The organism is Chromatiales bacterium, from assembly GCA_014323925.1.
GTDB lineage: Bacteria > Pseudomonadota > Gammaproteobacteria > Poriferisulfidales > Oxydemutatoraceae > SP5GCR1.
Map to the genome: position 1 here is coordinate 1 of JACONC010000013.1, position 11917 is coordinate 11917.

The window sequence follows — 11917 nt, forward strand, 5'->3', positions numbered from 1 at the left end:
ACTACTCCTTCTTTTGCTAGCCGCTCTAGATTAGGCATTTTAATTACTGGCCTGGCTCCATAAACGCTAAGCAGAGCTTTGCCCAAATCATCAGCCATAATGAAGATAATATTGGGTTTAGTAGGCGGCGATATTTCTGCGTTTGTATGACTCCAAAATAATTGAGGGAGAATAAGGAGGAAGGTTATACTTAATTTTAGGATTGTTTTTTTCATATGGTGTATTTTCAATAGCATATTATCCATCCTGAGCGGATAGTCAGATCAAGCGGCTGTTATGGTGATTTGAAATATGGTGTAGTATATTGATACTAATTAAATTTTGCAACGCCTTTCATCCCTATAATCAGCTGCTCTTGGGATTGAAATTTGAGGATAGCTTTGATGCTTTGGTCTAGCGGATCGGCCTCTTCGGCCAACTCTACGAGATCGGCAGGGTGGCTGTTTCCCATTATTTCAATCTCTGCTTGGGCACCAATGGCTAGCTGCGGTAGCCAGTCCAACGGCACGAATACTCTAAAATGCAACGCATCGTCGTCGGTTATTTCCAAAATGGGTGTTAGTCTATCAGTAGTTTCGTATTCACCTATTAATATTTTAATAACTCGCCCGCTAAAAGGAGCGAATAGTCGGCAGGATTTGATGCGTTCTCTTAGGTGGTTGAGTTTTGTTAGTGCAAGTTCGGTTTTTAGTTTGAATAACTCTAAATTTTGATGCGCTGTCGGTAGCTCTTCGGCTTTGTGTTGTGCAGCTTGATAATCGTACTTTGCAACTTCGTGCGAGAGCCGCGCTTCTTCAAGGGCAGCTCGTTCTATAGAACAATCAAACTCTATCAACAAATCATTTTTGTTAAATCGTTGGCCCGCTTTAATATGTAATTTAGAGACCGTGGCATCAATACGACTGTTGATTCTAGTACGGTTCCGGGCTATCACTATACCGCGCCGTTGGCGACTCTCCAAGGTGCTGTCAGTTTGCGCGGCGTTATTATCAATGCCAGTTTCGGATGTTTTAGAATCTTTACTTTTTGATGTTGCCGCGTTTTGCGTTGGTTCGCTAGAGTGTGCGTCGGCGTATTGATAGGCTACTGAGGGTGCAATGATTGCAGGAGTGAAAAATATCGACGAATCTTGCGCTTGTGCTTGATAGCAAATGCTACATAACAAGGTTATACCAAGTAAGCATATACGCATCTCTCAACTAAGGCTACAATTAGTAAAAATCAATCGGACAGTTTTAGTGCTATAAATAACGGATTTTCATTATCCCTTATTACCAACAATGCGTTGAATCGATCTTCCGGAAGTTTATCAACGATATCCTTAAATTGTGTAACGGTTTCAAAGTGTTGGTTGTTTAGCATAATAAGAATATCCCCTTTTTGTACCCCGGCTTGCTTAGCGGCGCCGTCTTGAATATTTTCAACGATTAAGCCACCTTGCTTAAGGTTTGGTTTTTTACGCTGCTTGGCACTCAGTTCGTTTAGTGTCATGCCGAGTACTTCAGCCTGTTTTGAGTTTTCTCCGCCAGCGGCTGCAATAGTACTAGGCGACGGCAATTGCATGATAATGACCTCTATGTCAATTATATCGTTGCCGCGTAATACTTCTACGATGGCTTTGTTGCCAGCCATAACGCTACCGACCAGCGGCGGTAACATAGACGAATAAGCAATTTCGATATTGTTGAAACGCAGGATGATGTCGCCCACTTCTATACCAGCTTTTTCTGCCGGGCTATCTTTGACAACTTGGCTGACCAACGCACCCGTGGGTTTGTCGAGGTTGAAAGACTTTGACAAATCACCAGTAATCTCTTGTATATAGACACCTAACCAGCCGCGTGCGACTGCCCCAGTCTCTTTGATCTGATCAACGATATCAAGTACAAGATCTATTGGTATGGCGAAAGACAGACCGGAGTAGCTACCGGTGCGGCTGTAGATCTGGGAATTGATACCGACGACCTCTCCAGCCAGGTTAAATAGCGGACCGCCTGAACTACCCGGATTAATGGCCACATCAGTTTGTAGAAATGGTACATAATTGCTGTCCGGCAAGCTACGACCTTTAGCGCTGACGATACCGGCAGTGACCGTATAATCAAAGCCAAAAGGTGTACCAATTGCTAGCACCCACTGCCCGACTTTCAGTGCCTGCGATGAACCTATCTTAACTGTCGGTAAGTTGTCACCGTCTATTTTCAAGAGAACGATATCGCTGATTTTGTCGAAGCCTATCACTTCAGCGGTCATTTCCCGACGGTCGTTGAGTTTGACGATAATTTGTTCGGCACCTTCGACGACATGATAATTGCTAATAACCTCGCCGTCTGCACTAATAATAAAACCCGAACCTACCGAATTCATATGTGGTGGCAACGGTACTTCCCTAGGTGGCATAAATTCTTCAATAAAGTCCTCCCACGGAATACCGTGCGGAAAATCATTCTTAGGTGGCGCATCCTTTGGCTTGTTGGGCTCCGCTTTCTTAACTTTTTTTACAATGCTGATGTTGACGACTGCTGGTGCCGTTTTTTCAGCAAGTTCAGAAAAATCTGGTAACGCAGTTTGACTGCTAGCGGAAGTGCAGAGCACTGTGGCGATGAGTAAGTATAGGTATTTAATCAACGGATTACATTAATGTTGGTGGTGATAGAACGAAGCTGTTTTTTGGTAATTAAATAAGATAGGACAAGGCTACTGGTTGCCACTGTTATGGTTAACCATTCTGTGCCAGAGAGCAGATGCGTAAGCACCGCGCTACTCATGAATACAGCAATCGGAAGTGCATAACAGCTAGCAGCTATTTTTAGCAGGACGCTGGATTGAACGACTAGCCGAACTCGCTCACCGGCGGCTAAAGGATGCCTGGCTGGCAGTTGCCAAGTATCGCGCGGAGGTGAAAAAATAGCACCGAAATTATACAGCGCACATCCGCTTTTTTTATTGTCACTGCAGCTTTCACACCCACCACCGTCGATGTCTAAGCGTACTGTTGCAATACCATTTTCGTAATTCACTACGGTGGCTGGCTTGTCTATACAAAATTGCTTGTTTGAGTTGTTTGGCATCAATCACATATCCGAGTTTTTTTGTATAAAGTGTTCTCTGTAATGTCTTAGTTCCATTATTGATCCATAAATGTCTTGCATCGCACGATGGCTAGTAGCCGTATCACTTTTATAAACATCATCGGGCGACCAACGAGCAGCTAGTTCTTTGAGCGTACTGACATCTAAGTTTCGATAGTGAAAAAATGCTTCAAGTTCCGGCATCAGTCGCGCAAGAAAGCGACGGTCTTGGCAGATACTGTTGCCGCACATAGGCGAGGCTTTGGCAACAACATATTGTTTTAGAAAATTAAGCGTTTGTGTTTCGGCTTCGGCATTATCTGTGTTGCTTTGCCTGACCTCGTCTATCAAGCCTGATGCAGAGTGGTGTTTTTTATTCCACTGGTCCATTTGCTCAAGGATATCGTCGGGTTGGTAAATCACCAATGTCGGGCCTTCTTTGATTATTTCGAGTTCTTTATTCGTCACTATCGTTGCAATTTCTAAAACATAATCCGTCGAACAATCTAAACCCGTCATTTCTAGGTCTATCCAAATTAGGTTAAACTTATCAACCGCCATAGCAATTTATTATAAATGAAAAAGTAATGATTAAAACAGTAATTTATACGATTATACACTTGACCTTGAGTCCGTCCTTTGCTGACAATGGCGATATGCCGTTGCATTATAAAGCCAATTGTGTTGCCTGCCACGAGCAAATGGTGAGTGGAAATGCCGAGGTATTGTATACGCGCAAAGATCGTCTTGCCAAAAATTATCAGCAATTAGAACAACGGGTATATTACTGCCAAGAACAATTGGCACTAGACTGGAATGAAACACAAATCCGCACCGTTGTAGAGTATCTGGCAAAGACTTATTACGACTACCCTATACCTTGAGCCTTTTCAAGATGGCATATTTCTATCAGGCCATCATCATCATTTGTAATCATTATCATAGATGGTTTTTCTAATCTTCAACGCATAATCAAGCACCGGCATTAGTGGGTCTCAATGGTCGCGTTGTCGCTCCTTGGGCACCGTTATGATGACGACCTTAACCTAATACGCGTAAGTATTCCTCAGGACTGACGATGCCTTGATCTAGCAGAGCCAGGCCTGCTTGTTGTAAGGTTGTGGTATAGCGCGTTTTAAGTTGTCGATCCGCTTCGCTGGGTGAAGCAGTGTAGTTTGCCACGACATGTCCGAGTTCGTCATCCATAGCCATCATTTCGTATATCGCTTGGCGACCGCAAAAACCGGTATAGCGACAGTGTTTACAGCCGCTACCGTAGTAAAACTGCGCAATCCTTTTACTGTTAATTTCGGCTACTAGATTATGCGGTGCCGATACACACGCTGTTTTACAATGCTGGCAAATTTTTCTAAGCAGACGTTGACACACAACGAGATTGAGTGCCGCGCCGATCAGATAAGCTGGCAACCCGATATTGATCAGACGAGCGATAGTGCCGGTGATATTGCGAGTGTGTAGGGTGCTCATCACTAAATGCCCAGTCAGCGCCGCTTTAACCGCTATATCGGCGGTTTCGTAGTCGCGTATTTCACCAACCAGCATGACCTCAGGGTCTTGCCGCAGAAATGCGCGCAAAGCATGCGCAAAATCAAGGCCTATGGTCTCCTTCACCTCTACCTGATTGACTCCGTCTATTTTATATTCAACCGGATCTTCAATAGTGAGTATATTGATATCCGGTTGATTAATTTCGTGTATGCCGGCATACAAGGTAGTCGTTTTCCCGCTACCAGTAGGGCCGGTGACCAGTAGCATGCCTTGATTGCTTTTCAGCGTTTTTTTCATCAAGTTTAGATCTTCTTCGCGCATACCCAAAGACGCAAGGCGTGGGATAAAGCCGCCGCTATCAAGCAACCTCAGTACTACCCGCTCGCCGGATATCAAAGGAATTACCGAGACACGAATATCAACCGTCCGGTTATCGTGGTCAAAGGAGAAGCGGCCGTCCTGCGGTAGCCTATGCTCAGCGATATCGCTCCCGGCAAGCAATTTTATCCTCGACACGATGCCTATATAATTGTCTTGCATAAACTCATCGCTCTCCACTTCTTGTAGTACACCGTCTAAGCGATAGCGCAATCGGTTGCTGGTTTCGTATCGCTCTATATGTATGTCGCTGGCGTTATAGCTCAACGCTTGACGAAGCATCGCCTCGACAAAATAAATGACCTCGCTGTGGCCGTCTAATTTCAACTTTGTAGTCATACGATTTGTGGTGCGATGAAGACCATTAACTCTTTGACATCGCCTTCGCGTCTTCGGTGCTGTAACCATTTGCCAATCAATGGCAGATGGGTGATAAAAGGCAGGCCTTGGTAAGCCCGTACTTGCTCATTGAGATAAATACCGCCTATCACCACCACATCACCACTGCGTACTAGCAAACGACTGGTCAACTCGCGCCGTGTAATCGGAGGGTTTTGCAAACGGGTGTCTACGGTGTCTTTATTAATTGCCAGGTCTAGCATCAAGTGCTGCTCGTTGACGATACTCGGAGTAACTGCGAGCTTGAGTCCGGCCTGCTTGAATTCAGTCTGCGTGCCATTGTCGGAGATCGTCTGATAGGGGACTTCGCTACCTTCAAAAATCATCGCTGATTGATTATCCAATGTGAATATTTTTGGATTTGATATCAAGCGACTTTTACCGGCTTTTTCCAACGCGCTAAGTTCAACGCGTATGCGCGCACTACCGAAGGTTAAACCCAATCCACCGCTACCGTTCGCTACTGGTAAATTAAGATAAGGACCGTTGATATTATCGGTTGCGAATAGCCCGTTTCGTTGCTTACCTAATCGAGCTCCTAAGGCGCGGGTAAAATCATCACCGGCCTCGACGATAAAGGCTTCTATCATTACTTGTCGTTGCGGAACATCTATCGTTGCAATGAGCGCCGCTGCTAATTCCATAGTTTGTTTGTCGCCTTGCACTATTAGCGAGTGACTACTTTTATCGCTGACCACCGAACTTTGTGCGCTGGTATCAACACCGTCGTTATTACCTTTTTTTCGTTGTTCGCCCAATATAGATTTCAGTAAGGTTGCTATTTTATCGGCGTCGGCGTGGCGTAATCTGAACAATTCAACACGGCTTTGTTTGGCAAATATTGCGTTGTTTCGCCGACCTGCATTTTGCATCTCGGCAGTAGCTTTATAAAGACGAATTAACCTTTTATCTGGTTGCTCGTCTACTACTAAGCCTTGCAGTTCTGCGATAGTATGCAAGGCTTCTCGCCAACCGACTCGATTAAGCCGTTGATTGACGACGCTATCAACATCGCCAGCAATAACGATGTTGTAGCCGATTAAATCGGACATTGCCGAACTAAAAATACGCAGTGGCACATTGGTCATCCTAAGGCTGATAGGAGGAGACTCTATAACTGTGTTCTGCGGCTGTGGTGTCGCCGAACTTTCACCCAGTAACCTGATGCGCCGTTGACTGAGTGCAGCAATTGGTAGCGGCGGTGACTGTTGAGCGCTCGACTGTCGCTGTTCAATGAACGCCTGTTCGTCTATTAAGCGTTGGGCAGAGGATACTGCAGGTTTTTCAAAATAAGCACAAGCCGAGATTAGCGCGACCACAATTATCACAACCGTCATTAATGACACGATTTTCATTCCAACACGGGTAGCCAAAGCAAGGTGCCCTGCATCTCTACTTGTATCCCTTGAGTAGTGATTTTATGCACTACGGCTTGTTCTTGTCCCAACTGTGCGGGTACGCGCAATTTGTGCCAGGTGTTGCGTGGTGTGTAAACGATGGCAATCGCATTATCCTCGGTGATGACGACACCGTGTACGACATATAGAGCGAGTGGATAAGTGGTGAGTGGATCTATAGATTGCGTTTGCAGTGTCGGTTGTAGTTCACGATGGTTGTTAGCACGGAAATGATTTTGTGTCGGCATCTCATCCGCAGCGTTGGCGATAGAACACAGCAAGATCAGGCAAGGTAAATATAAGGCTAGATAACACGCTAGCAGGGCGGTGATGTATCGATTCCACGCGACCGCATAGCCCTTAAGATTATTGATTATGCGACACACAGCGAAACCTCTACAATGCAACATCTATCGGTCTATATATATTGAGGTCGACGACTATATTCAGTTTTAGGTTTTCTTCGGCTGATAAATGTTCTTGTATCGTTTGTAGCAAAGGTTGCTGTTGCCGAACAGCTTTTCTAAACTCCAAGTAATCAGGAAAATAGCCTCTTAACTGCCACGACAAATGATCTATTGTGAAGTGGTCTGCGAGATGCGGTGATATGGGTTGCTCGCTTAGAGTGTCCATAGCAACTATCGTTAACCTATGCTTATGCGCCAAGCGGTGTAAGTCTAAGGAATTGTATTGCTTGGCTGTTGCATCGTGTCCGAATGCCGACGAAATATCGGCCTCTAGGCCTAACAATGCTGTATGACTATTTTTATATCGCTGCTTTAATTGTTCAAGCTGTTGGCTTAATGAAGGAATAGAGACCAGCTGTGCCTTACCTTTACTATATGCGGTCATCGTTGGATAGACGGATAACGCGAAGTAGGCCGCAGGCATGACCAACAAAAAGGCCATAGACACACAGACTAAAAACTCATATAGAGTGCTTGGGTTATGTAATTTGTCGCTGTTTAGATTATTTAATACATTGATACGGTTGTGGTTATCACCGTTATTATCGCTAGTGGTCAAAGCAGTGTCTGTCGTCATTCATCTACTCCATTGCCGAACTTGCAGACTAGGGTAAATTGCATCGTATCGGTAGATTGATTTTGCACGCTACGACTACTGCTAATCACCACTTCGCTTATCGCGTCTAGTTGTTTGATGCGCTCGACAAAGCGAATGATTTCGCCGTAATCTTGTGCGCCGGCAATAATCAAACAAGAACTTAACCATTGACAGTCAATGCTCTGTATTTTTACAGACTGCGGAATTAGAGCGCCCAAGCGCGACCATAGATCAGTAGTCATACGATGCTGCTCAGATAAAAACTGCAGATGTGTATGCATTTGCCGTAGATGTTCGCTGCGTCGCTTTATTGCGTTCAGTTTATTTTCGTATGCGTGATATTGCGACGATAGCTGCGTATGATATTGCAGCTGCGATTGTTGTCCGATGTTTAATTTCTCTAGATGTTGATGATAAAAGAACAACAGCATGCAGATAATCGTTGCAAGTATCCAACATGCGGCACTCTTATAATATGCGTTGTTATGGTTATATATAAAGTTTGCTTGGTACCTAAACAGAGTGGTATCCGCAGCTAGCCAACGGGCGAGAGCAATCACCGACGACATGGTATCGGGGATATTTTGTAGCTTGCAGTTAGATTTAATGTCGGCGTGGATAGCCAAAGGTTTTACTGCTATATTGCTGAGCGCGGTATGTAATAGGGTTGCGGCGTGACTGCTTGCTTTACCGACTATGTACAAGGCTTTTGCATCTCCCTTCTCACTCCGAATATATTCCTGCAGAGACTCGACTAAATACTGCTGAACGGCACTGTCGGGTGCAAATTTGTTATCAAATCCGGCCAACAAATTACGATAGTTGTCATCAGCCAACATCGTGCGATACGAGAAAACATTTTGCCCTATAGATGAAACAGATACATTATCTTCGCTAAAAACTAATAGGTGGTGCGCAGTGCTACGATGATAGCATCCGTAATATATTAACGACGAGAGTGTCAACGCATAGAGTGATAACTGAGTACCAGCAAACACCGACTGATAGAAAGCAATATCGCGCTTAGCCACAGCCATCAGATAAAGAGACAAGCGATAGTGCTTTTTATCGTTTACCGTCATCAACCAAGCATAGCTGTGCGTATCACTGCCGACCGTTAAGTGCTTATACCAAAAATGTCGACTAGACAACATACGCTGTAACGCTCGCCGCCGCATCAAAGGTAACGCGATGCATTTAGATTTACTACGCGTCACTGGCAACACGGTAATACACTTGCTGGCTTGGATATTGTTGCGCGTGCATAAATCATTCAAAACATCGCTACATTCCTTAGGATGTTTATACAAGTCATCAAAATTGTCATAACACAACTGCGTTTGTGCGACTGCCGTCAGCTGCAATGCTCCCTTGCGGCGTAGTATCTGCGCAATCCGTACCGCCGACGGAGATATTTCCACTCCGATACTGCTTCCATAGATATTCATAAATCACCTATGTGCAGTTTATCGCTAGGAATTATCAGCTTGAAGGATGCGGCGACCGAACGCCCTAAATAACTGACGAACTGTCAAAGACAATGAAAAATAAGGGCTCTAGCAACCAATACCGAGGGTGGGACTCGAACCCACACGGGTTTAACCCCACTGGATTTTGAGTCCAGCGCGTCTACCTGTTTCGCCACCTCGGCAACGAGGCTACATTATAAACTGAATGTTGCTAGATACCTATGGAACTAATAGCAACCTTCGCTATCTGCTGTTAGATACTTAACACGAGCTTATCGGAAAAACTCTCTTAAGCAGTGACTCAAATTTTGCGGGCTAGGTTACTATCACTTGAATTATCAGACTCCAATTTGAATCTAAATATACCTGTCTTAAATGATACGAAACCATACATATAAAACCTCAGTAATGCCGCATGGCTCGTGGTATACTTGCGCTTTCCGCTATTATGAAAAGCAACCATGCTAGACCCTAAATTATTGCGCAATCAAACCGAAATGGTTTTTCAGGAATTAGCGCGCCGTGGTCAAGACTGCAATATGAATCATTATCTAGATTTGGAGCGACAGCGTAAAGCATTGCAGGTGGAATCCGAGACCGCTCAGGCCGAATTAAAAGCACATTCCAGACAAATTGCTCGGCTCAAGGCAAGTGGTATGGAACTCGATTCGGCGCTGCATAAAGCCGATAAGCTCAAATCACATCTCAGCGAATTACAAAAACAGTTGCATACATTGCAGGCACAACTGGAGATTTTCTTGCTGGGGTTGCCTAACCGGCCCAATGCGTCGGTGCCAGACGGCGCTAATGAAGCAGACAACAAGGAAATACGGCGTTGGCAACAACCGCCGGTTTTTGACTTTGAACCTTTAGACCATGTTGATTTAGCCACTCGCCACAGCTGGTTGGATATGGAAGCCGCAGCGGCCATAGCTGGATCGAGGTTTATGGTGCTACACGGTGAGTTGGCCAAATTGCATAGAGCGTTGATAGATTATATGGTTGATTTACATGTGCAGCAGCACGGTTATCGCGAAGTCTATGTGCCTTATATAGTCAATGCCGACACCTTAACAGGCACCGGGCAATTACCTAAGTTTGAGGACGATTTATTTAAGCTACACGGCGATAACAATTTTTATTTAATACCAACTGCCGAGGTGCCAGTTAGCAATCTGTATAAAGATACTATTTTAGAAGCCGATCAATTACCCATGCGTTATGTGTGTCATACGCCATGCTTTCGCTCAGAAGCGGGAGCTTACGGCAAAGATACTCGCGGTTTGATGCGTCAACATCAGTTTGAAAAGGTCGAACTCGTACAGATAGTCAAGAGCGACGATTCATGGGATGCTTTGGAGTCCTTGGTGTCTCACGCCGAAGCCGTATTACAGAGCCTTGAACTGCACTATAGGGTCGTGGTGTTGTGTGGTGGTGATTTGGGTTTTGCTTCCGCCAAAACCTATGATATAGAAGTATGGTTACCCGGTGAGAACCGTTATCGCGAGATTTCGTCTTGTAGCAATATGCTGGATTTTCAAGCCCGGCGCATGAAAACACGGGTGCGTAATGCAACAAATAAGACCGAATATGTACATACCCTAAATGGTTCGGGTTTAGCAGTAGGGCGTACATTGTTGGCGGTGTTGGAGAATCATCAAACGGCCGATGGTTCGGTTGCCATTCCCGCGGCCTTGCAGCCATATATGTCAGGCAAGACTACAATCGGTGTTGAGCAATAGAGATTTATCGCGATAGGGTTGGTTTATCATAGCTAACCTGAAATGTTAAATATAGTTGATCGGGGTGTGCCTCGTGGTCTTCACTATCTTCTTGGTTCAATATCAGACGGCTGAGCTTCAATCGGTAGTCCATTAATTTTGTATAACCGCATAACATCGTTAAAAATTCAGGTTGTCCGATAAATTGCATGGAGATAGTCATATAGTGCAACGACAAGCAGCCATCGTTCAAGCACGATTCAAATAATTCTGGTCCTGCACAGAGATATAATCGGCGGTAACCATGTTTGATTAATTGCGCGGTTAATTTTCCACCTTCAACGCGCCGTTCACCGGCGAACACAACTTTATAGCCGCGTTTTTTCCACATGCCAATGCGCTCTGCATCGCCGCTACGGCTGGTTGCTATCCAAACATCCTGCAGGTCTAAGCCGTCGGGTATTACAAAATCAAGGGTATTGCTACAGATCACGACCAAAGGTTGCACAGACAGGCCGCGCTGTCTTCGCCAATCGGCTAAGTCGGCATACTTTTTAGGTTGTCCGACCCGCAGTATATCGCCCAAACGGCCGCTTGCTAGTGAGCGTAGATAACCGCCATGGATGAGAAGGCAGTCGGCGTGTGCTTGTAACTCTAGAAACAGTCGGAGGTCGGTATCGCAGGTCAGTTGTGGCGGCAATGTCAGGCGATTGTTTTTTGAAATCGCAATACGCCCATCCAGACTAGTTAAGAAATTGGAATAGACGATAGCGGCACCGTTATCAGACAACAGCGGATCTTCTAAGTAGATACCGCGCAGCTGCGGGTATTCCTTATGTTCGGGATAGAGCTGTATTGTGTTCATGTATAATAACCGTCGCACCTGCTATTGGTAAATTATATCTTAT

12 protein-coding genes and 1 tRNA gene are annotated in these 11917 nt (G+C 45.1%); 2 read left to right on the forward strand and 11 right to left on the reverse strand.

Features of this window, described 5'->3' with window-relative positions; all coding sequences use genetic code 11:
• Positions 1-310: 310 nt before the first annotated feature.
• From GDA45_06065 to orn, 4 genes are read right to left on the reverse strand one after another with little or no spacing between them, the layout of a single operon-like run.
• The gene (locus GDA45_06065) at positions 311-1192 is read right to left on the reverse strand and encodes an HlyD family efflux transporter periplasmic adaptor subunit (GenBank protein MBC6414427.1); all 882 of its coding nucleotides are present in this window, start codon (positions 1190-1192) and stop codon (positions 311-313) included.
• Positions 1193-1221: 29 nt separating this feature from the next.
• Complete coding sequence (locus GDA45_06070; GenBank protein MBC6414428.1) at positions 1222-2628, reverse strand: Do family serine endopeptidase; 1407 nt, start codon at positions 2626-2628, stop codon at positions 1222-1224.
• The gene (locus GDA45_06075) at positions 2625-3071 is read right to left on the reverse strand and encodes a SoxR reducing system RseC family protein (GenBank protein ID MBC6414429.1); all 447 of its coding nucleotides are present in this window, start codon (positions 3069-3071) and stop codon (positions 2625-2627) included. The genes GDA45_06070 and GDA45_06075 overlap by 4 nt, the downstream gene beginning before the upstream one ends.
• A 3-nt stretch (positions 3072-3074) precedes the next feature.
• A complete protein-coding gene (orn, locus tag GDA45_06080) occupies positions 3075-3632 on the reverse strand; it encodes an oligoribonuclease (GenBank protein ID MBC6414430.1) in 558 nt (185 codons plus the stop codon).
• Between the two features lie 26 nt (positions 3633-3658).
• Between orn and GDA45_06085 the strand changes: the two genes are divergently transcribed.
• On the forward strand, positions 3659-3955 hold the full coding sequence (locus GDA45_06085) for a hypothetical protein (GenBank protein ID MBC6414431.1): 297 nt from the start codon (positions 3659-3661) through the stop codon (positions 3953-3955).
• Positions 3956-4112: 157 nt separating this feature from the next.
• Here the strand turns inward: GDA45_06085 and GDA45_06090 are convergent, their stop codons facing one another.
• From GDA45_06090 to GDA45_06115, 6 genes are all read right to left on the reverse strand, one after another.
• A complete protein-coding gene (locus tag GDA45_06090) occupies positions 4113-5297 on the reverse strand; it encodes a type II/IV secretion system protein (GenBank protein ID MBC6414432.1) in 1185 nt (394 codons plus the stop codon).
• Complete coding sequence (locus GDA45_06095) at positions 5294-6694, reverse strand: hypothetical protein (protein ID MBC6414433.1); 1401 nt, start codon at positions 6692-6694, stop codon at positions 5294-5296. Before GDA45_06095 ends, GDA45_06090 begins: the two co-directional genes overlap by 4 nt.
• A gap of 14 nt (positions 6695-6708) precedes the next feature.
• The gene (locus tag GDA45_06100) at positions 6709-7164 is read right to left on the reverse strand and encodes a pilus assembly protein PilP (protein ID MBC6414434.1); all 456 of its coding nucleotides are present in this window, start codon (positions 7162-7164) and stop codon (positions 6709-6711) included.
• The gene (locus GDA45_06105; protein MBC6414435.1) at positions 7151-7798 is read right to left on the reverse strand and encodes a hypothetical protein; all 648 of its coding nucleotides are present in this window, start codon (positions 7796-7798) and stop codon (positions 7151-7153) included. The genes GDA45_06100 and GDA45_06105 overlap by 14 nt, the downstream gene beginning before the upstream one ends.
• On the reverse strand, positions 7795-9267 hold the full coding sequence (locus tag GDA45_06110) for a hypothetical protein (GenBank protein MBC6414436.1): 1473 nt from the start codon (positions 9265-9267) through the stop codon (positions 7795-7797). The genes GDA45_06105 and GDA45_06110 overlap by 4 nt, the downstream gene beginning before the upstream one ends.
• A gap of 119 nt (positions 9268-9386) precedes the next feature.
• Positions 9387-9470, reverse strand: a tRNA-Leu gene (locus GDA45_06115).
• Between the two features lie 279 nt (positions 9471-9749).
• Between GDA45_06115 and serS the strand changes: the two genes are divergently transcribed.
• The gene (gene serS, locus GDA45_06120; protein MBC6414437.1) at positions 9750-11030 is read left to right on the forward strand and encodes a serine--tRNA ligase; all 1281 of its coding nucleotides are present in this window, start codon (positions 9750-9752) and stop codon (positions 11028-11030) included.
• A 4-nt stretch (positions 11031-11034) separates the two neighbouring features.
• On the opposite strand, the gene GDA45_06125 is transcribed toward serS, so the two are convergent.
• Entirely contained in the window at positions 11035-11874 is an 840-nt protein-coding gene (locus tag GDA45_06125) for a dihydrofolate reductase family protein (protein MBC6414438.1), read from the reverse strand.
• Positions 11875-11917 lie beyond the last annotated feature (43 nt).

Excerpts from the sequence above, each read along its gene's own strand:
- GDA45_06105 (MBC6414435.1), bottom strand. The coding sequence starts at position 7,798 with ATGACGACAGACACTGCTTTGACCACTAGCGATAATAACGGTGATAAC.
- GDA45_06110 (MBC6414436.1), bottom strand. The coding sequence starts at position 9,267 with ATGAATATCTATGGAAGCAGTATCGGAGTGGAAATATCTCCGTCGGCG.
- GDA45_06075 (MBC6414429.1), bottom strand. The coding sequence starts at position 3,071 with ATGCCAAACAACTCAAACAAGCAATTTTGTATAGACAAGCCAGCCACC.
- GDA45_06085 (MBC6414431.1), top strand. The coding sequence starts at position 3,659 with ATGATTAAAACAGTAATTTATACGATTATACACTTGACCTTGAGTCCG.
- GDA45_06065 (MBC6414427.1), bottom strand. The coding sequence starts at position 1,192 with ATGCGTATATGCTTACTTGGTATAACCTTGTTATGTAGCATTTGCTAT.
- GDA45_06095 (MBC6414433.1), bottom strand. The coding sequence starts at position 6,694 with ATGACGGTTGTGATAATTGTGGTCGCGCTAATCTCGGCTTGTGCTTAT.
- GDA45_06090 (MBC6414432.1), bottom strand. The coding sequence starts at position 5,297 with ATGACTACAAAGTTGAAATTAGACGGCCACAGCGAGGTCATTTATTTT.
- GDA45_06100 (MBC6414434.1), bottom strand. The coding sequence starts at position 7,164 with ATGTTGCATTGTAGAGGTTTCGCTGTGTGTCGCATAATCAATAATCTT.
- serS (MBC6414437.1), top strand. The coding sequence starts at position 9,750 with ATGCTAGACCCTAAATTATTGCGCAATCAAACCGAAATGGTTTTTCAG.
- orn (MBC6414430.1), bottom strand. The coding sequence starts at position 3,632 with ATGGCGGTTGATAAGTTTAACCTAATTTGGATAGACCTAGAAATGACG.
- GDA45_06125 (MBC6414438.1), bottom strand. The coding sequence starts at position 11,874 with ATGAACACAATACAGCTCTATCCCGAACATAAGGAATACCCGCAGCTG.